Genomic DNA, 23177 nt, shown 5'->3' on the forward strand with positions numbered 1-23177 from the left:
TATGTCCGGAAAAGCGCAACAGCAGTCTCGTATCAAAGAGTTGATCACACTTGGTCGTGAGCAGGGCTACCTGACTTACGCGGAGGTCAACGACCACCTGCCGGAGGATATTTCAGATCCGGAACAGGTGGAAGACATCATCCGCATGATCAACGACATGGGGATCAACGTATTCGAGGTTGCGCCAGATAAGGATTCCCTTATGCTGGCCGACGCCGATACCGACGAAGCCGCGGCCGAAGAGGCAGCAGCAGCGTTGGCAGCGGTCGAGACCGACATTGGTCGCACCACCGACCCAGTGCGCATGTACATGCGTGAAATGGGTACGGTAGAGCTCCTCACACGTGAAGGCGAAATCGAAATCGCCAAACGTATTGAAGAGGGCATCCGCGAAGTGATGGGCGCAATTGCGCACTTCCCTGGCACGGTTGACCATATTCTCTCCGAATACACTCGCGTCACCACCGAAGGTGGCCGCCTGTCCGACGTCCTGAGCGGTTATATCGACCCGGACGACGGCATTGCGCCGCCTGCTGCAGAAGTGCCACCGCCTGTCGATCCGAAAGCCGTGAAAGCGGACGACGACACCGAAGACGATGACGCCGAAGCAACGACTGATGACGAAGAAGAAGCCGAAAGCGGTCCGGATCCGGTCATCGCAGCACAGCGTTTTGGCGCTGTCTCCGATCAGATGGAAATCACCCGCAAGGCGCTGAAAAAGCACGGTCGTGGTAACAAGCTGGCAATCGCCGAGCTGGTGCTTCTGGCTGAGCTGTTCATGCCGATCAAACTGGTTCCGAAGCAATTCGAAGGCCTGGTTGAGCGTGTTCGCAGTGCCCTGGATCGTCTGCGTCAGCAAGAGCGCGCGATCATGCAGCTTTGTGTTCGTGATGCCCGCATGCCACGTGCCGACTTCCTGCGCCAGTTCCCGGGCAATGAAGTTGACGAAAGCTGGACCGATGCGCTGGCCAAAGGCAAAAGCAAATACGCTGAAGCCATTGGTCGCCTGCAGCCGGACATCATTCGTTGCCAGCAAAAGCTGACCGCGCTGCAAACCGAAACCGGTTTGACGATCGCCGAGATCAAGGACATCAACCGTCGCATGTCGATCGGTGAGGCCAAGGCCCGCCGCGCGAAGAAAGAGATGGTAGAAGCGAACTTGCGTCTGGTGATCTCCATCGCCAAGAAGTACACCAACCGTGGCCTGCAATTCCTCGATCTGATCCAGGAAGGCAACATCGGCTTGATGAAAGCGGTAGACAAATTCGAATACCGTCGCGGCTACAAGTTCTCGACTTATGCCACCTGGTGGATCCGTCAGGCGATCACTCGCTCGATCGCCGACCAGGCCCGCACCATCCGTATTCCGGTGCACATGATCGAGACGATCAACAAGCTCAACCGCATTTCCCGGCAGATGTTGCAGGAAATGGGTCGCGAACCGACCCCGGAAGAGCTGGGCGAACGCATGGAAATGCCTGAGGACAAGATCCGCAAGGTATTGAAGATCGCTAAAGAGCCGATCTCCATGGAAACCCCGATCGGTGATGACGAAGACTCCCATCTGGGTGACTTCATCGAAGACTCGACCATGCAGTCGCCAATCGATGTCGCCACCGTTGAGAGCCTTAAAGAAGCGACTCGCGAAGTTCTGTCCGGCCTCACTGCCCGTGAAGCCAAGGTCCTGCGCATGCGCTTCGGTATCGACATGAATACCGACCACACCCTCGAGGAGGTTGGTAAGCAGTTCGACGTGACCCGTGAACGGATTCGTCAGATCGAAGCCAAGGCGCTGCGCAAGCTGCGCCACCCGACGAGAAGCGAGCATTTGCGCTCCTTCCTCGACGAGTGACAACAGAACCCCCGGCCCATGCCGGGGGTTTTGCTTTATGCAGATTAAATCCCCCGCTCCTCCCTCCCTGCGAATTGCCCGTCTACACTCGAAACATTCCCCCGAGCCATAACGAGACCGTTATGCCCAGACTGCCGACCGTGCTTTTTTTGCTGTCGCTGATGACCTGGACCGCAACGGCTGGCGCGCTGACTCTGACCGACGAAGAACGTAGCTGGCTGACGGCCCACCCAGACCTGCGTCTGGGTGTAGATGCGTCATGGCCACCCTTTGAGTACCGCGACGACCAGGGCCGTTACCAGGGCCTTGCAGCGGACTATATCGACATGATCCGCCAACGCCTGTCCATCAAGCTCACCCCCATCGAGCCCGTCAACTGGACAGTCGTTCTGGAGCAAGTCAAGCAAGGCAAGATCGATCTGTTGCCGGGCATCATGTCGACTCCGGAACGCCAGACCTATCTGTCGTTCACCCGCCCTTACCTGGATTTCCCGATCGTCATCCTTGCCCACGTCGGCGGCGCCCAACCACGCAAAATCGAGGACCTGTACGGGCTGAAAATTGCCGTCGTCGAGAACTATGCCCCTCACGAACTGCTGCGCAATCATCATCCCGACCTGAATCTGGTGGCGATGCCCAACGTCAGCTCGGCTTTGCAGGCACTGGCCACCGATGAAGTGGACGCGGTGGTCGGCGATCTCGCTTCAAGCGTCTGGAGCCTGCGTCAGCTTAAGCTCGAAGGCCTCTATGTCAGTGGCGAGACCCCTTACCGCTACCAACTGGCAATGGCCGTACCCAAGGACAACAAGATACTGGTCGGCATTCTGGACAAAGTCCTGGCAGACATGTCCCCGACAGAAATCAGCGCCATTCAGGAACATTGGATTGGCAATGTCCTCGATCAACGGACCTTCTGGTCAAATCTACTGGTGTATGGCCTGCCGGGTTTACTGTTGCTGATCACTGTGCTGGTCGTGGTGATACGGATCAACCGTCGACTGAGCTCGGAAATCGCCAGGCGCGTCGATCTGGAACAAGAACTGCGCAGCAGTGAATACCACTACCGCGGGCTGGTGGAGAGCCTTTCCGCGATTGCCTGGGAAGCGCGCATCAGCGACTTCACCTACAGCTACGTGTCGCCTCACGCCGAAGACTTGCTCGGTTACCCACTGTCCCACTGGCTGATTCCGGGCTTCTGGCGCAGCATCATTCACCCCGCCGACCTGACCCGCGCCCAGACCTTCTGCGATCACGAAGTCCTGGCCGGACGCGATCACTCAGTGGATTACCGGGTGATCACCGCCGACGGCAGGTGCCTGTGGGTGCGCGATATCGTCAGCCTGATCGAACATGGCCATGAACCGGTCCTGCGCGGCTTGATGATCGACATCAGCGACGCCAAACGCACCGAAGAAGCATTGCGCCTGTCGGAGCAGAAATTCGCTTCGGTGTTCCAGCAATGCCCTGACATCCTGGTGATCGCGCGACTCTCCGACGGCTGCCTGATGGAGGTCAACGAGGCGTTCGAGGAACAGATCGGCCTCACCGCTCAAGAAGTCATCGGCCAGACGGCCACTGACCTGAACATCTGGGGCATACCCGGCGTCGGCCCGGGACTGCTGCAGCGGTTGCAGGCCGGCAGCATTCGCAACCTGGAAATGCCCTTCCGCCGCAACAACGGCCAAGTGTTCACCGGCCTGATCTCCGCCGAACCGTTCGATCTGGATACAACCCCGGCACTGGTCGTAGTCGTGCGCGACATCAGCCAACTCAAAGAAACGCAGCAGCAACTGCAAATCTCAGAAGAGAAATTTGCCAAGGCCTTCCATGCGTCCCCGGACGGATTGCTATTGTCGCGTCAAAGCGACGGCTTGCTTCTGGAAGTCAACGACGGCTTTAGCCGCATCACCGGTTTCAACAGCGCGATGTCGGTGGACCGGTCGTCTCTGGAGCTCGGGATCTGGGTCAACCTCAATGAGCGCAAGCAAATGCTTGATTTGCTCAAGCGAGATGGCTTCGTTCGTGACTTCAGTTGCCACATCCGCCGCAGCGATGGGCAAATCCGCCTCTGCGAAGTGTCCAGCCGCCCGCTGCCGATCGGCAATGAAGACTGCATGCTCACCATCGCCCGGGACATCACCGAGCGCCACCTCATGCAGGAAAAGCTGCAACAGGCCGCCACCGTATTCGAAAGCACCGCCGAAGGCGTGTTGATCACCGACACCCAGCAGCACATCAGTGCGGTCAATCGCGCGTTTACCGAAATCACGGGCTACAGCGAAAGCGAAGCATTGGGCCACACCCCTCGCCTGCTCGCCTCAGGCCTGCACGACAGCGCTTTCTACGCGGCCATGTGGCATCAGCTCACCGCCGAAGGCCATTGGCAGGGCGAGATTTCCAACCGGCGCAAAAATGGCGAGCTGTACCCGAGCTGGCTGACGATCAGCGCGGTGCGCAACCGGGACAAATTCATTACTCACTTTGTCGCCGTGTTTGCGGACATCTCCAGCCTCAAGCATGCCCAGGCCAAGCTCGACTACCAGGCGCACCACGATCCGTTGACCGGGCTGCCCAACCGCACACTGTTCGAAAGCCGACTGCTCACCGCACTCAACAATCAACAAGAGAACGGCGGTCAGGGCGCCGTGCTTTTCCTCGATCTGGATCGCTTCAAACACATCAATGACAGCCTTGGTCATCCGGTCGGCGACTTGCTGCTCAAAGGCATTGCCGTTCGATTGAAAGAGCAACTGCGCGACATCGATACCGTGGCGCGCCTGGGCGGCGACGAATTCATCATCCTGCTTCCCGGCCTGCAACAGTCCAGCGACGCCGATCACATTGCCAATAAACTGCTGAATTGCTTCGCCGCCCCTTTCCAGGCCGGTGAGCACGAGTTTTTCATCAGCGCCAGCATCGGCACCAGCCTGTATCCAAAAGACGGCTGCGACGTCGCCACGCTGGTCAAAAACGCCGACGCAGCAATGTACCGCTCGAAGGCAAAAGGTCGCAACCGGGTTGAAAGCTACACGCGCGATCTTACCGCCCAAGCCAGCGAGCGCGTGGCGCTGGAGCACGAACTGCGACGCGCCATTGAGCGCAACGAGTTGCACCTTCATTACCAGCCGAAAATCAGCCTCGACGACCATCGCCTGGTCGGGGCCGAAGCACTCATTCGCTGGCGTCACCCAACCTTCGGCGATGTACCGCCGGAACACTTCATTCCGCTGGCCGAAGAAAACGGCATGATCCTGCAAATCGGCGACTGGGTGCTCGAAACCGCCTGCCGACAGATGTTCGAATGGAACCAGGTCTACCAGCCCCTGGGCCCGCTGTCGGTCAACCTCGCGGGCGCACAACTGCGCCAGCCGAACCTGCTCGGACGCATCGAGCAACTGCTCAAGGACAACCGACTCAGACCCGATCTATTGCAACTGGAAATTACCGAAAACTTCATCATGAGCCAGGCCGAAGAAGCCTTGGCCGTGCTGCACCAACTCAAAAACCTGGGTGTGCAGCTGGCGATTGATGATTTCGGAACAGGTTATTCGTCCCTGAGTTATCTCAAACGCCTACCCCTGGACATCCTGAAAATCGATCAGTCTTTCGTCCGAGGCCTGCCTGATGACCCTCACGACGTGGCGATCGTGCGCGCAATCATTGCCTTGGGAAGCAGCATGCAATTCACCGTGATCGCCGAGGGCGTCGAGACGCAGGCACAGCAACAGTTCCTCGCGGCGGAAGGTTGCGAACAGATCCAGGGCTACATCGTCAGCCTGCCACTTCCACCCGACGAATTTGCCGCGACGTTTCTTCGTATAGCAGTTTCAGACTTTTCGGATAGCACAGCAGAGAAACCGTCGTTATAATCCGCGACCTACTGAGGGCCTATAGCTCAGTTGGTTAGAGCAGAGGACTCATAATCCTTTGGTCCACGGTTCAAGTCCGTGTGGGCCCACCAAACAAAAAAGCCGTGCAATTGCGCGGCTTTTTCGTGTCTGACGTTTGGTTTTGTTCGCTATCTGCAGCGCTGAGCAACATCACTGTAACTGTCAGTCCAAACACCGGATAAAGGGATCGCTTGCACCGCGCGCAGCCGCTCCAGCATCGGCCCGGTGTACACAACCTCATACGTATCCGCCGCTCGCCCCCATTGCTCCACCAGGGTCATAGCGTCCACCAGCGTCCCTGCCAGTTCCGATATCGTATCGGCCTGATCTTCGATGATTTCCTGAGTCCGAAACCACAGCCGATCGGTCATCGCTTTAAGCTGCGCTGCTATGCGCTCGTCCGACGCAGGAACGGTTTCCGGGTAGGCGATGTTGCGCAGCAGATGCTGAAGCTCCCTGATTTTTGCGTAATCCTGCTCCGCACCCTGCTCACCTTTGAGGATGGCTCTGGCTTTGGGCTTATCGACGCGCTTGGCGGCTGAAGGTTTTGAAGGCAGTGTTTGCGCCATCGCGCCAGCCAAGAGAACCATCATCCGGGCGCCCAGATGTTCCTTCATGGCGTCCATCGACGTAACTGGCCGCACCAAGCCAATGGAAGCGCCACCTTTATGCCTCAAGTCTATCGTCACCATCAGGGTCACACCGCCCGTTTCAAATCCCAGCGCGCGGGCCACGACGTAGTGACCCATTTCGTGTTGGGCGACTTGTAATGCACGGTCGCGTACTGCGGTAGGTAGCGTTGTTGTCATGCCCTTCACCTCGCACCCTCGCCTGCCTCAATCCTAGTCGATTTTTACACCCTCTTATTCGCCCAACAAAAAGCCGCGCAATGGCGCGGCTTTTCGTGTCTGCGATTCAACCTTTACTCAGGCAACGCATACGCAATCACATAGTCCCCCCGATCCGGCGACTGACGCGCGCCACCCACGGTGAGCAAGATGTACTGCTTCCCGGTTTTCGGCGAAACATACGTCATTGGCCCGGACTGGCTGCCGACCGGCAAACGGGATTTCCAGATCTCATTGCCGTTGCCGGTATCAAAAGCACGCAGGTAAAAATCCTGGGTTCCCGCGAAGAACAGCAAACCGGACTGGGTGGCCAGCGACGCGCCAAGGGTCGGCATGCCGATCGGAATCGGCAAGTGCATGCGAATACCCAGCGGGCCGGTGTCCTGAACGGTGCCAACCGGCACCTGCCAGACCAGTTTGTGGGTCTTGAGGTCGATGGCGGACATCGTTCCGAACGGTGGTTTCTGGCAAGGAATCCCGGCCGCCGAAAGGAAACGTTCGCGCATCGCCCCAAACGGCGTGCCTTCCTGCGGCACCACGCCCATTTCGATACCACTGGCGCCCGCAGCGATCTTGTCGCGGGGGATCATGTAGTTGGCCAGGCCCAGGCGCATGTCGTTGACAAACATGTAATGGGTGTTCGGGTCCACCGACACACTGCCCCAGTTCATGCCGCCCAAGGATCCCGGGAATTGCAACGCACGATCAAGGCCGGGCGGGGTATACACACCTTCGTGACGCATGCCCTTGAACTGAATCCGGCACATCAACTGGTCGAACGGCGTGGCGCCCCACATGTCCGATTCGGTCAGTTTCTGATTACCAATCGACGGCATATCGACCGAGAACGGCTGGGTCGGCGAGTAGCGCTCACCGGGCACGTTACCTTGCGGCACCGGACGCTCTTCTACACGGGCGATCGGCACGCCGGTTTCACGGTTGAGCAGGAAGATCTCGCCCTGCTTGGTGACCTGTGCCAAAGCAGGCTGCATGACGCCCTTGTCATCCGGCACGTCGTACAGCAACGGTTGCGCAGGCAGGTCGAAGTCCCACAAGTCGTGGTGGGTGGTCTGGAAGTGCCAGCGCACCTGGCCTGTTTTCACGTCGATAGCGACGATGGACGAGTTCCATTTGTCATCGAATTCGGTGCGCTGACCGCCGAAGAAGTCCGGAGTGGCATTGCCGGTCGGCAAGTAAACCAGACCCAGTCTGGCGTCGTAGGACATCGCCGACCAGACGTTCGGGGTGCCGCGGGTATAGGTCTCACCCGCAGGAGGGCGTTTGGTCGTGTTCGGGTTACCTGGATCCCACGCCCACACCAGCTCACCATTGCGCACGTCATACGCACGAACCACCCCTGGCGGCTCGCCGGTGGAATAGTTGTCCGCCACGCGACCACCGACAATCACCACATCACCGGCCACCAAAGGTGTCGAGGTTTGCTGGTAGTAGCCCGGTTTCACTTCGCCCATGTCGGTTGTGAGATCAACCGTTCCCTTGTTGCCAAACTCTTCGCACGGCTTACCGGTCTCGGCATTTATTGCAATAAGACGCGCATCGCCGGTCGGTAGAAACAGGCGTTTCGTACAGGCCGTTGGCTGATTTTCCGGGGCCGCAGGGGTTTCTGAATAACCCAGGCCTCGGCAGCGTTGCCAGTTCGGCGCAGTGCCTTGCGGGTCGAACTTCCAGCGCTGTGCCCCCGTGTCAGCGTCGAGTGCAAAGACTTTGCCGTACGCCGTGCAGGTGTAGACGGTGTCGCCGATTTGCAGCGGCGTGTTCTGGTCTTCTGCGCCTGCGCCGGTGCTTTGCGGCAGGTCACCGGTGCGGAAGGTCCAGGCGACCTGAAGCTTGTCGATATTGCCCTTGTTGATCTGGTCCAGTGCAGCGAAGCGGTTGCCCGCCGTCGTATTGCCCCAATGGGCCCAGTCCTTCTGCTCGGTACCCGGTGTCACCGGCGTCACCGATGGTTCACTAGTGGCCTTGACCACGTGGGTCGGCACGAACATATAGGCCAGCGTCGCAACCACGCCGACGCCCAGAATACCTGCCAGGCCATAAGCGCCACGCCCCGCCGCTGCGCCGGAAGCACGCACCAGTGTGGGGTAGATCAGTGCAACAACCAGTCCGATCACGGCAAATGTCAGCACGCGCGACACCAGCGGCCAGTATTCAAAACCGGTGTCCCACACAGCCCAAAGCGCGGTAAGGATCAGCGCCAGGCCATACAGCCAGGCCCCTTGCGGTTTAAGACGAGCGATCATCAGCCCGGAAACCAGCATCGCCAACCCCATGAGCAGGAAGTACCAACTTCCACCCAGCGAGGTCAGGTAAGCACCACCACCAGCCAGGCCAAGCCCGATCAAGGCAATCAGGACACCCAGCCCCCGCAGCAACCATTGGCTGCCGCCGGCAGCCCCAGAATTATTCATGTCGATCATTTTCCCCATGTGTGACAAGCGCGAAATAATGTACTACCTAGTTACTTATGGCAAATTGTCGCAGCTGAAAATGTCCTGAACGGTACTGATTATGGATCAGGGATCCGTTGTGCGAGCGGTGCCTGTAACATGCCCATCCACCGATCTGTGCCGCTGGAGACGCCCCTTGCCTGACATTCGCCCGCCCGTTCTTGACGAAATCGATCGCCAACTGATCGCCGCCTTGCAGATCAATGCCCGCGAAAGTGTGGCCATGCTCGCTCGCCAACTGGGCATCGCCCGTACCACGGTGACTTCGCGACTTGCCCGACTGGAAAAAGCAAAAGTCATCACCGGTTACGGCGTGCGACTGGGTCAGCGCGTAGTGGATGGCGGATTGCAGGCGTATGTCGGGATCACCGTGCAGCCTCGCTCGGGCAAAGAAGTGCTGAGACGGCTCAGTGCGATGGCGCAGGTTCAGCAATTGTGTGCAGTGAGTGGTGAATTTGATTACGTGGCGTGGCTGCGCACGGACTCGCCCGAGCAGCTGGATCAGTTGCTGGATCAGATCGGGAGTGTGGACGGCGTGGAGAAGACCACGACGTCGATCATCCTCAGTAGCAAGATTGACCGGGGGCAACCGGTTTAAACACGATTCCTTGTGGGAGCGAGCCTTCTTGCTCCCACAGTCGACAGAATGTATGGATAGGTCGTCGTTTTGATAAGCAGACAGGCAAAACGACAACACTTTGCGTCTTATTAACGTGTTCTACGCTCTCTAGAATGGCTGCCATCTTTTCCTATACTCAGATGCGCCTACCGCGTCGGGTCGCCAGCAAGGTCAGCCATGAACAAGAATAATCGCCATCCTGCAGACGGTAAAAAACCAGTCACCATCTTTGGTCCTGACTTTCCTTTCGGCTTCGACGACTGGATTGAGCACCCGGCTGGCCTGGGTAGCATTCCCGCACACAACCACGGTGCTGAAGTCGCGATTGTTGGTGCTGGCATCGCGGGCCTGGTGGCAGCCTATGAATTGATGAAACTGGGCCTCAAGCCCGTCGTTTACGAAGCCTCGAAAATGGGCGGACGTCTGCGCTCTCAGGCATTCAACGGCGCCGAAGGCATCGTCGCCGAACTCGGCGGCATGCGTTTTCCGGTGTCATCCACTGCGTTTTACCATTACGTCGACAAGCTCGGGCTGGAAACCAAACCTTTCCCGAACCCGCTGACGCCTGCTTCGGGCAGCACCGTCATCGACCTGGAAGGTAAAACCCATTACGCAGAGAAACTGGCGGACCTTCCGGCGCTGTTCCAGGAAGTCGCTGACGCCTGGGCAGATGCGCTCGAAGCCGGTTCGCAGTTCTCCGATATCCAGCAAGCCATCCGCGACCGCGACGTGCCGCGCCTCAAAGAGCTGTGGAACACCTTGGTTCCGCTGTGGGACGACCGCACCTTCTACGACTTCGTCGCCACCTCCAAAGCCTTTGCCAAATTGTCGTTTCACCACCGAGAAGTGTTTGGCCAGGTAGGTTTCGGCACGGGTGGCTGGGACTCTGACTTCCCTAACTCGATGCTGGAAATCTTCCGCGTGGTGATGACCAACTGCGATGACCACCAGCACCTGGTCGTCGGCGGCGTGGAACAAGTCCCCCTCGGCATCTGGCGCCATGTGCCGGAACGTTGCGTGCATTGGCCGCAAGGCACGAGCCTCAGTTCACTGCACAGCGGTGCGCCGCGCTCTGGCGTGAAAAAAATTGCCCATGCGCCGGGCGGACGTTTTACGGTCACCGACAACTACGGCGACACCCGTGAATACGCGGCTGTTTTGACGACCTGCCAGAGCTGGCTGCTGACCACCCAGATCGAATGCGACGAAACCCTGTTTTCGCAAAAGATGTGGATGGCCCTCGATCGCACCCGCTATATGCAGTCCTCGAAAACATTCGTGATGGTCGATCGGCCATTCTGGAAGGACAAGGACCCGGAAACCGGCCGCGACCTGATGAGCATGACCCTCACCGATCGCCTGACCCGCGGCACTTACCTCTTCGACAATGGCGACGACAAGCCAGGTGTGATCTGCCTGTCTTATTCGTGGATGAGCGACGCGCTGAAGATGCTCCCGCACCCGGTCGAAAAGCGCGTAAAACTGGCGCTGGACGCCTTGAAGAAGATCTACCCGAAAGTCGATATTGCTGCGCGGATCATCGGTGACCCGATCACCGTGTCATGGGAATCCGATCCGCATTTCCTGGGCGCATTCAAAGGCGCCCTGCCGGGCCACTACCGCTACAACCAGCGCATGTACGCGCATTTCATGCAGCAAGACATGCCCGCCGAACAGCGCGGGATCTTCATCGCCGGCGACGATGTTTCGTGGACGCCAGCATGGGTCGAAGGCGCGGTGCAGACCTCCCTCAACGCGGTGTGGGGCATCATGAAGCACTTCGGCGGTGAAACTCACGCCGAAAACCCGGGTCCAGGAGATGTGTTCAACGAGATCGGTCCGATCGCCTTGCCCGAGTAAAAGGAGTTCCAAATGCGCGTAGCCCTTTACCAATGTCCGCCGCTGCCCCTTGATGTTGCCGGCAATCTGCATCGCCTGCATCAGCTCGCGCTGGAGGCCAAGGGTGCAGACTTGCTGGTGCTGCCGGAGATGTTCCTGACCGGCTACAACATCGGCGTCGATGCCGTCAGCGTGCTGGCCGAAGTGCACAACGGTGAATCGGCGCAGCAGATCGCGCGCATTGCCAAGACAGCCGGGATCGCCATTTTGTATGGCTACCCCGAGCGCACCGAGGACGGTCAGATCTACAACTCGGTGCAACTGATCGATGCCAACGGTGAGCGCCTGTGCAATTACCGCAAGACCCACCTCTTCGGCGATCTTGATCACTCCATGTTCAGCGCCGGCGGTGACAAGTTACCGCTGGTCGAGCTCAACGGCTGGAAGCTCGGCTTCCTGATCTGTTACGACCTGGAGTTTCCGGAAAACGCTCGTCGCCTTGCCCTGGCGGGTGCCGAACTGATTCTGGTGCCCACGGCGAACATGGTGCCGTACGACTTCATCGCTGACGTCACCGTCCGCGCCCGAGCCTTCGAAAACCAATGCTATGTGGCCTACGCCAACTACTGCGGGCACGAAGGCGAGATTCACTATTGCGGCCAAAGCAGCATCGCCGCGCCGGATGGCAGCCGCGTTGCCCAGGCCGGTCTCGATGAAGCACTGATTGTCGGCGAGCTGGATCGCCAGTTGCTGGTCGACTCGCGCGCCGCGTATCACTACCTTATCGATCGTCGCCCTGAGCTATACGGCGAGCTGAACAAGCGCTGATCCACCGTTATCCGCTAGCATTAGCGCTTCTCTGTTCTGGAAGTGCTCATGCCTGCGTTGAATCCCTCCCGCCCCCACACTGAAACCCTGGCCAACGGCCTGCGGGTGACGCTGCGTCATGCGCCACACTTGAAGCGTTGCGCCGCTGCGTTGCGGGTTGCTGCAGGCAGTCACGACGTGCCATTGGCATGGCCGGGGCTGGCGCACTTTCTTGAACACCTGCTGTTTCTCGGTACCGAGCGTTTCCCCGCTGGCCAAGGGTTGATGGCCTACGTGCAAGGTCACGGCGGCCAGGTCAATGCGCGGACCAGCGAACGCACCACTGACTTCTTCTTCGAACTGCCGGCGCAGGCATTTGCCGGTGGACTGGAGCGTCTGTCGGACATGCTCGCTCATCCGTGCATGAACCTGGACGATCAGTTGCGGGAACGGGAAGTACTGGAGGCGGAGTGTGTTGCCTGGTCTCAGGACGCGGCGGCTCAACAGAAGCGCGCGCTGTTCGACGGACTCTCGGCGACTCATCCGCTGCGGGGCTTTCATGCGGGCAACCGCGACAGCCTGCCCGTCTCGCAACCTGAGTTTCAGCAGGCATTACGGGGCTTTCATCAGCACTTCTATCAAACCGGACAGATGACGCTGAGTCTGGTCGGGCCACACAGTATCGATGAACTGCAAGCGTTGGCCGAGACCTTCGGCAACGTCATTGCGGCGGGTGTAAAAGTCCCGCAACAAACGCCTCCTGCGCTGATGGATGCTGCAGAAAAAAGTTATCAACAGGCTGCTGACCATCGGCTGGATCTACTGTTTGCCTTCGAAGCACTTCCAGATTCGTCGTCCGAAGCGCTGGCCTTTCTGTGTCATTGGCTCAACGCGGCAAAGCCCGGCGGCCTGCTGGCCGAGCTGCAGGCACGCGGGTTAGCGGAGCATATGAACGCCACGCCGCTGTATCGGTTTGGCGGCCAGGCCCTGCTGGACATCGAATTCGCGACCACTCAATCGCAGAAGGCACTGCGCGAACCGCTTCTGGATTGGCTCGGATTTTTTGCCTCCCACCAACCCTGGGATGGATTGCGTGAAGAATACAGCGCGCTCCTGCACCGCGAGCAGCAGGTGGCTCGCGCGTTGCAATTGGCTCAACTGGATGTCACGCAGCAGGAACCCGGATTATCCAACCAGGGCGTTATCGCACTGCGAGAAATTCTGAAGCAAATGGGCGCTGTGGATAACTTCAGCGGCAAATGGCAACTGCCAGCACCCAACCCGTTTCTGCGCAACGAGGCGCCAGCCCAGAACGCCGGCCTGATTCGCGGTCAGACCAGCAAACACCGAGGTCTGCGCACTTTTGCTCAGGATCGCTCGCGCACCCGTCGTGAACATTCGCCGATGCAATTCAGTCAGGCATTGCCGGATCACACCGATATAGGCGCGGTGTACCTGCGCTGGCAACTGACAGCGACCCCAAACAGCAGCCTTCAAGCGAACCTGGAGACACGTCTGCAGCCATTACGCGAAGACGCGCGTCAAGTCGGTGTCGACTTCTCCTTCAGTGCATCAGGCAATCAATGGTTACTGAAGATGACCGGCTTGCAAGAACCCATGCCGACCATCCTCGGACATGCGCTGAAAGAGCTGACAAAATCCGATGCGGACGCCCCGCTGCCAGCACCGCAGAAGATGGCACTGATTCCGATTCGGCAGCTGCTTCAAGCGCTGCCCGACCACTGCCTTGAGCGCACCGCTGACTCGGACGACCTGCAGCAACTCTGGTCTGGAGCGCGCTGGGATGGACTCGCGACCGGTCTGTCCGCGCAAACACAAGCGGCGATGGGCTTTGCCTTGAGCCGGGTGCCGGGCACTGCGGACGGTCAATCGACGCCCGCGCCCTCGATCCACTCTCAGCACCTGTGGACCGCCATCGACACGCAGTCCAATGAGCATGCGTTACTGCTTTTCTGTCCGTCTCCGACCCGGGACATCGCTGATGAAGCCGCCTGGCGTTTGCTCGCGCATGTTTGCCAGACACCGTTCTATCAGCGCCTGCGTGTGGAACTGCAACTGGGATATGCGGTGTTCAGTGCCCTGCATCAGGTCCATGGGCAGACGGGAATTATGTTCGGTGTGCAGTCGCCGACAGTGGCGCCGGTAGCGCTGCTGGAGCACATAAAAACATTTCTGAACGACTTGCCGGGCATGATCGAACGCATCGACGAAAACACCTTCATTGCTCAGCGCCAATCCTTGGCCGATCAATTTGACAGCGCCACGCTTCCCGACACTCAGGCGGCTGAACTGCTCTGGCAAGGAAAGCTGGGCGGCCACTCGTCGGATTATCTGGCGCGTCTGCCGCGTGCCATTCTGACGATCGACCGGCAAGTTTTAATGACTGCTGCACATCGACTGATTCAAGCCGACGGCCCATGGCGCTGCCTGGCCAGCGGGGCGAGCCCAGGCTCACCTTGGCAAGTGGCAAAATGATCTTTACCGGTGGCGCAATTAGCTTTCTCAAAGTTTCATGGGCAAGGACTCTGTAATTTTGAGTAACATAGCCACCTAACTATCTGAACATCTCCGCGTGAGGTGGACTATATGTATAGATCTCAACCGTCCCATCACTTGAAGGAGCACTCCTATGTCCTGGTCCAAACCTGCTTACACCGATCTGCGTATCGGCTTTGAAGTCACCATGTACTTCGCAAGCCGCTAAGATCTCTCGCGGTTCAACGCCTCGGTTCACCGGGGCGTTTTTATTTTCAGATTCGAAATGATGGAGCGACCATGTTTGTCCAGATTCTAGGCTCCGCCGCTGGCGGTGGTTTCCCCCAGTGGAACTGCAACTGCGTGAACTGCGCAGGCTTTCGCGACGGCAGCTTACGGGCAACAGCGCGCACCCAGTCGTCCATCGCGATTTCCGATGACGGTGTGAACTGGGTTCTGTGCAACGCCTCTCCGGACATCCGCGCCCAGCTCCAGAGCTTCGCCCCGATGCAACCGGGCCGCGCCCTGCGCGATACCGGTATCAGCGCGATCATCCTGATGGACAGCCAGATCGACCACACCACTGGCCTGCTCAGCTTGCGTGAAGGATGCCCGCACCAGGTGTGGTGCACGGACATGGTCCACGAAGACCTGAGCACCGGTTTTCCGCTGTTCAACATGTTGACCCACTGGAACGGCGGATTGAGCTGGAACCGTATCGAACTCGACCAGAGCTTCACCGTCCCCGCGTGCCCCAATCTTCGCTTCACCCCGCTGCCTCTGCGTAGCGCCGCGCCCCCCTATTCGCCGCACCGCTTCGACCCGCACCCAGGCGACAATATTGGCCTGATCGTCGAAGACGTGAACACCGGCGGCAAGCTGTTTTACGCACCGGGCCTGGGTAAAGTCGACGCGCCACTGCTGGAGATCATGGCGGGCAGCGATTGCCTGCTGGTGGATGGCACGATGTGGGATGACGACGAAATGCAGCGCCGCGGCGTCGGTACGCGCACCGGTCGGGAAATGGGTCACCTGGCGCAGAACGGCCCCGGCGGCATGCTCGAAGTGCTCGAACAATTGCCACAGCCGCGCAAAGTACTTATCCACATCAACAACACCAATCCGATTCTCGATGAGGATTCACCCGAGCGCGCGGAGCTGGTGCGGCGCAATGTTGAAGTGGCGTATGACGGCATGAGTATTGTGTTGTAAGAAATCGAGACCGCTGCGCGGTCTATCGCCAGCAGGCTGGCTCCCACAGTTGATCGCATTCCCTGTGGGAGCCAGCCTGCTGGCGAGTTGATCGCATTCCCCTGAGGGAGCCCGCCTGCTGGCGATGAGGCCGGTACAGGCGCTACAACTTCTACGGTGATGCCCCGGAGAACCGAAATGACTGACACCCCGATGTCCCCCGCCGAATTCGAAGCCGCCCTGCGCGCCAAAGGCGCCTACTACCACATCTACCATCCCTATCACGTGGCGATGTATGAAGGCCGGGCGACCCGCGAGCAGATCCAGGGTTGGGTCACGAACCGCTTCTACTATCAGGTGAATATTCCCCTGAAGGACGCCGCAATCCTCGCCAACTGCCCGGATCGCGAGATCCGCCGCGAGTGGATTCAACGCTTGCTTGATCATGACGGCGCTCCCGGCGAAGACGGTGGCATCGAAGCCTGGCTACGCCTGGGCCAGGCCGTCGGACTCGATCCGGATCAACTGCGCTCTCAGGAACTGGTGCTGCCCGGTGTGCGCTTCGCCGTGGACGCCTATGTCAATTTCGCCCGCCGGGCCAGTTGGCAGGAAGCCGCCAGTAGCTCGCTGACCGAATTGTTCGCCCCGCAGATCCACCAGTCACGTCTCGACAGCTGGCCGCAGCACTACCCGTGGATTGATCCGGCCGGCTACGAATACTTCCGTACTCGCCTGGGCCAGGCACGGCGCGATGTCGAACACGGACTGGCGATCACCCTGCAGCACTACACGACGCGTGAAGGCCAGGAGCGCATGCTGGAAATTCTCCAGTTCAAACTGGACATTCTTTGGAGCATGCTCGATGCCATGAGCATGGCCTACGAACTGAACCGCCCGCCCTATCACAGCGTGACCGAACAGCGGGTCTGGCATAAAGGAATCACCTTATGAGTTTCGACCGCAGCAAGACCCCGACCTGGCGTACCGGCTACCGTTATCAGTACGAACCGGCACAAAAAGGCCACGTGCTGCTTTACCCTGAAGGCATGATCAAACTCAACGAAAGCGCCGCGCTGATCGGCGGTTTGATCGATGGCAAGCGCGACGTTGCGGCGATCATCGCCGAACTTGATGCGAAGTTTCCCGGCGTGCCCGAGCTCGGTGAAGACATCGAGCAATTCATGGAGGTCGCCCGTGCTGAGCACTGGATCGAACTCGCCTGACACTGTGCCGGGCACGTTGCCGCCCAAACCTGAAATCGGCCTGCCCCTGTGGCTGCTGGCCGAGCTGACCTACCGTTGCCCGCTCCAGTGCCCCTACTGCTCCAACCCGCTGGATTTCGCCGAGCAGGGTAAAGAGTTGAGCACCGAGCAGTGGGTCAAAGTGTTTCGCGAAGCGCGGGAAATGGGCGCGGCTCAATTGGGCTTTTCCGGCGGCGAACCGCTGGTGCGCCAGGACCTTGCCGAGCTGATCGCTGAAGCGCGCAAGTTGGGTTTCTACACCAACCTGATCACCTCGGGCATTGGCCTGACCGAGCAGAAAATCAGCGATTTCAAGGAAGCGGGTCTGGACCACATCCAGATCAGTTTCCAGGCCAGTGACGAGCAAGTGAACAACTTGCTGGCGGGTTCGAAAAAAGCGTTCGCCCAGAAGCTGGAAATGGCTAGAGCGGTGAAGGCCCATGGCTACCCGATGGTGCTTAACTTCGTCACCCACCGGCACAACATCGACAAGATCGACCGGATCATTGAGCTGTGCATCGCCCTTGAGGCCGATTTCGTCGAGCTCGCGACGTGTCAGTTTTACGGTTGGGCGCAGCTCAATCGGGTCGGTTTACTGCCGACCAAAGAGCAACTGGTCCGCGCCGAGCGCGTCACCAACGAGTATCGCGCCAAGCTCGAAGCCGAAGGGCATCCGTGCAAGCTGATTTTCGTCACGCCGGACTATTACGAAGAACGCCCGAAAGCCTGCATGAATGGCTGGGGCAGTATTTTTCTGACTGTCACGCCGGACGGAACCGCCTTGCCCTGTCACGGGGCCCGCCAGATGCCGGTACAGTTTCCCAACGTGCGCGACCACAGCATGCAGCACATCTGGTACGACTCGTTTGGTTTCAACCGCTTTCGCGGCTACGACTGGATGCCCGAGCCGTGCCGCTCTTGCGACGAGAAGGAAAAAGACTTCGGCGGCTGCCGCTGCCAGGCCTTCATGCTCACCGGTGACGCCAGCAACGCCGACCCGGTGTGCAGTAAATCGCAACATCACGGCGTGATTCTCAAGGCCCGCGAAGAAGCCGAACACGCGACTCAGACCATCGAACAACTGGCCTTTCGCAATGAACGAAACTCACGCCTCATCGCTAAAAGCTGAGCCCTTCAGCGCTGCCAAAGCCGTCGCTGCCGGTGTCGATTTTGCCGAATTGCAGGTCGGTCGACATGGCCTGTTCTGGAACGAATACCGACCAGATGATGGCGCTTGCCGAATCTGGCATTGGCAAGAGGGTCAGGCGCACTGCCTGACGCCACCAGGTTTCAGCGTGCGCAGTCGGGTGTATGAATATGGCGGCGGCGCGTTTTGTCTGACCGATGACGGGGTTGTGTTCGTCAACGAAGCCGACCAGCAGCTGTATCGACAGCCGCTAACGGGCAAGACGCCAGAGGTGCTGACGGGCGGCGAGTGCCGTTATGGCGATTTGCAGTACGCCAACGGACAGGTCATGGCCGTCGAGGAGAACGGTGACCAGCATTGCCTGGTGGCTATCGATGTCGCTGATGGCGCGCGTCAGCTGCTGGTAGAGGGAGCCGATTTTTATGCGGCACCGACATTGAGTCCCGACTCGCAACGCTTGGCCTGGATCGAATGGAGCCGACCGGATCAGCCGTGGACAGCCACTCGCCTGATGGTCGCCGAGCGTCTCGACGATGGCGGCTTTTCCCTGCCGCGGTACGTGGCCGGCGACAACGTTCAAGAATCGCTGCAACAACCCAGGTTCGATCGCAGTGGCCGACTGTATTGCCTGACGGATCGCGCCGGCTTCTGGCAGCCCTGGGTGGAATCTGCAGAAGGTTTGACTCCGCTGCCCAGTGCAGAAGCCGATCACGGGCCCGCCCCTTGGCAACTCGGCGGCTGCACCTGGCTTGCGCTCAGTGAAGACAGCTACCTGGCGAGTTGGACCGAAGATGGATTCGGCAAATTGGGCCTGGTCGGTGACGTCAGTGAAGACTTCACGGGCTCTTACAGCCGCTTCCGTCATTTGGCGATTGACGAGCACTTTATCTACTGCATCGCCGCATCACCGGTCAGCTCATCGGCCGTCATAGCGATCGATCGCAGCACCCGCCAAGTGAAGGTATTGGCCGGTGGCGTCACACCGTTGCCCGTCGAACACATCAGCATTCCACACACCTTGCGTTACCCCAGTGGCTCAGGCGAGGCCCATGGCTTCTTCTACCCGGCGATGACCGGTGAGGCGAAACCGCCGCTGGTGGTGTTTATCCATGGCGGGCCGACCTCCGCTTGCTACCCGATGCTCGATCCACGCATTCAATATTGGGCGCAACGCGGCTTTGCTGTGGCCGACCTCAACTATCGCGGCAGCAGCGGCTATGGCCGGGCCTATCGCCAGGCATTGCATTTGAGTTGGGGCGCGGTGGACGTCGAGGACGCCTGCGCGGTGGTCTCTTACCTGGCGAACCGCGGGATGATCGACGGCGACCAGGCGTTCATTCGTGGCGGCAGTGCCGGCGGTTACACCACCCTTTGTGCCTTGGCCTTTCACAACGTGTTCCGCGCCGGCGCCAGTCTTTATGGCGTCAGCGACCCGGTTGCACTCGGCCGCGCGACCCACAAGTTCGAAGGTGATTATCTGGACTGGCTGATCGGCGATCCCGAGAAGGATGCCGAGCGCTACAAGGCGCGAACACCATTGCTACATGCGAGCAACATCCAGGTCCCGATGATTTTCTTTCAGGGTGAACTGGATGCCGTGGTGGTGCCGCAGCAGACCCGGGACATGGTCAAGGCGCTGCAAGACAACGGTATTCTGGTGCAAGCGCATTACTACGCCGACGAACGCCATGGCTTTCGCAAGGGAGGCAATCAGGCACATGCGCTGGAGCAGGAATGGTTGTTTTATCGAAGGGTAATGGCGCTCGACAGCTGATGACTCAAGACATGCGACCGGCTCGTCCCCTGTGGGAGCGAGCCTGCTCGCGATAGCGATTTAGTCAACGCTGCTAATTTCAGCGCTTGGCGATGATGTACACCGCATGCACGATCCCCGGAATGTATCCGCACAACGTCAGCAAAATGTTCAGCCAGAACGCCCCGCCGAAACCCACCTGCAGGAAAACACCCAGTGGCGGCAACAGAATGGCAATGATGATTCGAATGAAGTCCATGGGTCAGCTCCTGATTGAAATCGGCTCGTGCGAGCCACACAGCTAATCGACACGCGCCGTTCGTCAGGGTTCAGTGTGGATCTTCAGGCCAGTATTTCCAGTCCGTGTTTCTGAACGATGCTCAGCAGTTTAAGAATTGGAAAACACAGCGACAAAAAAACGCCCCACGCCAAAAGAATCAGGCGTGGGGCGATGCGTTATACCGCGAGACGGTTCGGGAATTCGTGTAGGGCGAGTCCGATCAGACTGCAATCCCTTTGCGACACTGCAGTTGCGCGGTACGCACGCGCGAGAAAGCGCGGGCCAGGCGCAGGAGCATTTCGTCGATGCTGGATTTACTGACGGTGAGTGCCGGGGTAAAACGCAGGGAATCAGGCTGTGGGGCATTTAGCAGCAAGCCCTCGTGCAAAGCCGCCTTGACTACCGCATCAGCCGAGTCGTCGGACAGGGTCAACCCCCATAGCAACCCTCGCCCGCGCAATTCGCCGTGACCGTAGCGATGGGCCAGACGAGCCAGACCTTCACGCAGGTGCTGACCGGTTTTGTCGACATGATCGAGGAAGCCTTTGTCCTGCACGCTGTCGAGCACAGCCAAGCCAGCCGAGGTCATCAACGCGTTGCCATGGTGGGTCCCGGTCAGTTCGCCGATGTCGAAACAACAGGCTTTGCCACGCGCCAGCAACGCCGCCAAGGGAACGCCGCCACCCAGACCTTTCCCCAGCACGACGATATCTGCCCGCACGCCGTAGGACTGTTCCGCAAGCAAGGCGCCGCAACGGCCCATGCCGGTCTGCACTTCGTCGAAGATCAACAGGATGCCAAGCTCGCGGCACAACTGCTGGACGTCTTTGAGGTAACGCTCGGTGGCCGGGATAACCCCTGCATCGCTTTGAATCGGCTCAAGCATGATTGCCACGGTCTGGGCATCAACTGCCGCATGCAGGGCCGGCAGATCATTGAACGGCACATGACTGAAACCGGGCAGCAGTGGCTCGAATCGATTGGTCAGCGTTGTACTGTCCGACGCCGAGATCGTGGCAAGACTCCGTCCATGGCACGCGTTGTTTGCAACGATGATCCTTGACGCGCCGCCGCGATATCGCTGACCCCATTTACGGGCCAATTTGATCGCCGCTTCACAGGCTTCGCTACCGCTGTTGAGCAGGTACGCCTGATCACTGCCGGTGCTCTTGCACAGCCGATTGGCGAGGTTGAGTACTCCGCGATGCTGTAAACCGAAACCGGCGTTGATCAGCGATTGCGCCTGCTCGGTGATCGCATTGACCAACACCGTTGGACTGTGCCCCAGGCTGTTGGCGCCGCCGCCTTGGGAGAAGTCCAGATAGGCACGGTCATCGCTGTCCCACAGCCACGAGCCCTGACCGCGAACGAATACTTGCTCAGGTCGCTCGACGCTAGGCATCAGGCAATCGCTGGACGGCTTATCGTCGCGGGAAGCCTGAAACCTGCCTTCCATAAGGTCATCGAGACTGGGTGGACTACGACGCAAATTGAACAAATTCATCCGATCAAGCCTCGTTCGAGGTTTTTTGCCTTGCCTATGCAAATGCCATCGACATCAACGGTATTCATCTCGGTTTCTGGCCCTGCAAGCCTTTTGAATGCGGTTAGACTAGGCTCAGGCACGGCTCTGAGCCATTTCGATTTACCAGCATTTTCGATAAGAGTTACTTATGGATTTCAAGCAACTGCGATATTTCGTCGCGGTCTACGAAGAAGGCCATGTGGGCCGTGCGGCCGAGCGACTGTCCATCTCCCAACCCGCCCTGTCCCAGCAGATCCGCCACCTCGAACAAAACCTCGACGTCGGCCTGTTTGAACGCAGCAGCAAGCGGCTGCTGCCCACGCTGGCGGCCCATACGCTATACAACCACGCACTGCCCTTGCTCGATGGCCTGCAACGCGCGCGCGAAGCGTTGGGTAATTTCAAGGGGCAGGCGCTGCGAACACTGGCCATCGGCGTCTTGCAAACCGTGCACACCAGCCTGGTACCGCAGATGCTCGAACGGGTACGCAAGGCGCAGCCGCATCTTGTCGTGCAGATTTATGAGTTAACGGGACTGGAAATCGAGCGTCGGTTGCTCAACGGCTCATTGGACATCGGCATCAGCTACCTGCCGCCACGCCAGCCGGGGTTGCACGGGGTAATGCTGTATGAAGATGAGCTGACGCTGGTCATTCCGGCGGATCACCCATTGCGGGAATTCAAGAAAGTCTCGATGAGCCAGGCGGCCGGGTTGCCGATGTTGCTGCTGGGGGAAGAGTTTCAAGTCCGGCAGATCTGGCAGACACAATTGGCCAGCCTGGGACGGCGACCGCAGGTGCAGGCGGAATTGAACAATATGGCAGGGATTCTCGACAGCCTGCCGCATACCCGACTGGCGACGGTCCTTCCGGGGCGCTCGCAAAAGACACTGGGCAACACCGAGTTGCTTTGGAAACCGTTGACCGAACCACGGGTGCCATTGAAAGTCGGGCTGGTGTGCCGGGATGTGCAGCGCCAACAAGCCTCTCTGGCTTTGTTGCGCACACTGTTGGAAGAAGTCATCAACGGGCCGATTGATCGCTTGAACAACCCGCTCAACATCGACGTGCTCAGCTGACCACTTTTCTGCGGGCAAAAGAAAACCCCGCCGAAGCGGGGCTTTGCAGACTGTTTCCCTGACATCCATTTCGCTCCGCCATCCTGGCAGAATCCTACGTGTCCATGTTGTTGCTAGTGCGCTTCCTGCGCTACGTCCATGTG

Annotated in this window: 17 protein-coding genes and 1 tRNA gene; 14 read left to right on the forward strand and 4 right to left on the reverse strand. The window is 59.1% G+C overall.

The window, feature by feature from the left end; genetic code table 11:
* Position 1: 1 nt before the first annotated feature.
* The 3 genes from rpoD to ACA063_RS26660 all read left to right on the forward strand — a co-directional run bounded on the left by rpoD (position 2) and on the right by ACA063_RS26660 (position 5813).
* Positions 2–1852 carry an RNA polymerase sigma factor RpoD gene (gene rpoD / locus ACA063_RS26650; RefSeq protein ID WP_162436253.1) on the forward strand — a complete coding sequence of 617 codons (1851 nt, stop codon included), beginning with the start codon at positions 2–4 and terminating at the stop codon, positions 1850–1852.
* 122 nt (positions 1853–1974) lie between these two features.
* Positions 1975–5721, forward strand: a complete 3747-nt coding sequence (locus tag ACA063_RS26655; RefSeq protein ID WP_497663951.1) for an EAL domain-containing protein — start codon at positions 1975–1977, stop codon at positions 5719–5721.
* 15 nt (positions 5722–5736) lie between these two features.
* Positions 5737–5813, forward strand: a tRNA-Ile gene (locus ACA063_RS26660).
* Between the two features lie 57 nt (positions 5814–5870).
* On the opposite strand, the gene ACA063_RS26665 is transcribed toward ACA063_RS26660, so the two are convergent.
* Both ACA063_RS26665 and ACA063_RS26670 read right to left on the reverse strand, forming a co-directional pair.
* Positions 5871–6551: a peptidase M41 gene (locus ACA063_RS26665; RefSeq protein WP_497663952.1), complete on the reverse strand. Its 681-nt coding sequence runs from the start codon at positions 6549–6551 to the stop codon at positions 5871–5873.
* A 113-nt stretch (positions 6552–6664) separates the two neighbouring features.
* Complete coding sequence (locus ACA063_RS26670) at positions 6665–9019, reverse strand: glucose/quinate/shikimate family membrane-bound PQQ-dependent dehydrogenase (RefSeq protein WP_497663953.1); 2355 nt, start codon at positions 9017–9019, stop codon at positions 6665–6667.
* A 175-nt stretch (positions 9020–9194) separates the two neighbouring features.
* Between ACA063_RS26670 and ACA063_RS26675 the strand changes: the two genes are divergently transcribed.
* The 10 genes from ACA063_RS26675 to ACA063_RS26720 all read left to right on the forward strand — a co-directional run bounded on the left by ACA063_RS26675 (position 9195) and on the right by ACA063_RS26720 (position 20172).
* Positions 9195–9656, forward strand: a complete 462-nt coding sequence (locus ACA063_RS26675) for an Lrp/AsnC family transcriptional regulator (protein WP_046029956.1) — start codon at positions 9195–9197, stop codon at positions 9654–9656.
* A gap of 198 nt (positions 9657–9854) precedes the next feature.
* Positions 9855–11537 carry a flavin monoamine oxidase family protein gene (locus tag ACA063_RS26680; RefSeq protein ID WP_497663954.1) on the forward strand — a complete coding sequence of 561 codons (1683 nt, stop codon included), beginning with the start codon at positions 9855–9857 and terminating at the stop codon, positions 11535–11537.
* A gap of 12 nt (positions 11538–11549) precedes the next feature.
* On the forward strand, positions 11550–12344 hold the full coding sequence (locus tag ACA063_RS26685; RefSeq protein WP_497663955.1) for a carbon-nitrogen hydrolase family protein: 795 nt from the start codon (positions 11550–11552) through the stop codon (positions 12342–12344).
* A gap of 48 nt (positions 12345–12392) precedes the next feature.
* Positions 12393–14819 (forward strand): pyrroloquinoline quinone biosynthesis protein PqqF, encoded by a 2427-nt coding sequence (gene pqqF / locus ACA063_RS26690; protein ID WP_497663956.1) that lies wholly within the window; start codon positions 12393–12395, stop codon positions 14817–14819.
* A 154-nt stretch (positions 14820–14973) separates the two neighbouring features.
* The gene (gene pqqA / locus ACA063_RS26695) at positions 14974–15048 is read left to right on the forward strand and encodes a pyrroloquinoline quinone precursor peptide PqqA (protein WP_009045898.1); all 75 of its coding nucleotides are present in this window, start codon (positions 14974–14976) and stop codon (positions 15046–15048) included.
* A gap of 71 nt (positions 15049–15119) precedes the next feature.
* Positions 15120–16031 (forward strand): pyrroloquinoline quinone biosynthesis protein PqqB, encoded by a 912-nt coding sequence (gene pqqB, locus ACA063_RS26700; RefSeq protein WP_497663957.1) that lies wholly within the window; start codon positions 15120–15122, stop codon positions 16029–16031.
* A gap of 177 nt (positions 16032–16208) precedes the next feature.
* On the forward strand, positions 16209–16961 hold the full coding sequence (pqqC, locus tag ACA063_RS26705) for a pyrroloquinoline-quinone synthase PqqC (RefSeq protein WP_497663958.1): 753 nt from the start codon (positions 16209–16211) through the stop codon (positions 16959–16961).
* Entirely contained in the window at positions 16958–17233 is a 276-nt protein-coding gene (gene pqqD, locus ACA063_RS26710) for a pyrroloquinoline quinone biosynthesis peptide chaperone PqqD (RefSeq protein WP_497663959.1), read from the forward strand. The genes pqqC and pqqD overlap by 4 nt, the downstream gene beginning before the upstream one ends.
* A 4-nt stretch (positions 17234–17237) precedes the next feature.
* Positions 17238–18380 carry a pyrroloquinoline quinone biosynthesis protein PqqE gene (gene pqqE / locus ACA063_RS26715; RefSeq protein ID WP_497666591.1) on the forward strand — a complete coding sequence of 381 codons (1143 nt, stop codon included), beginning with the start codon at positions 17238–17240 and terminating at the stop codon, positions 18378–18380.
* Positions 18346–20172, forward strand: a complete 1827-nt coding sequence (locus ACA063_RS26720; RefSeq protein ID WP_497663960.1) for a S9 family peptidase — start codon at positions 18346–18348, stop codon at positions 20170–20172. Before pqqE ends, ACA063_RS26720 begins: the two co-directional genes overlap by 35 nt.
* Before the next feature lie 79 nt (positions 20173–20251).
* Here the strand turns inward: ACA063_RS26720 and ACA063_RS26725 are convergent, their stop codons facing one another.
* Positions 20252–20410: a YqaE/Pmp3 family membrane protein gene (locus ACA063_RS26725; RefSeq protein ID WP_003228885.1), complete on the reverse strand. Its 159-nt coding sequence runs from the start codon at positions 20408–20410 to the stop codon at positions 20252–20254.
* A gap of 241 nt (positions 20411–20651) precedes the next feature.
* Complete coding sequence (locus ACA063_RS26730) at positions 20652–21935, reverse strand: aspartate aminotransferase family protein (RefSeq protein ID WP_497663961.1); 1284 nt, start codon at positions 21933–21935, stop codon at positions 20652–20654.
* A gap of 169 nt (positions 21936–22104) precedes the next feature.
* On the opposite strand from ACA063_RS26730, the gene ACA063_RS26735 reads away from it, so the two are divergent.
* Positions 22105–23034, forward strand: coding sequence for a LysR family transcriptional regulator (locus ACA063_RS26735; protein WP_497663962.1), 930 nt, complete (start codon positions 22105–22107; stop codon positions 23032–23034).
* Positions 23035–23177 lie beyond the last annotated feature (143 nt).

This window comes from Pseudomonas sp. LBUM1643, from assembly GCF_059716215.1.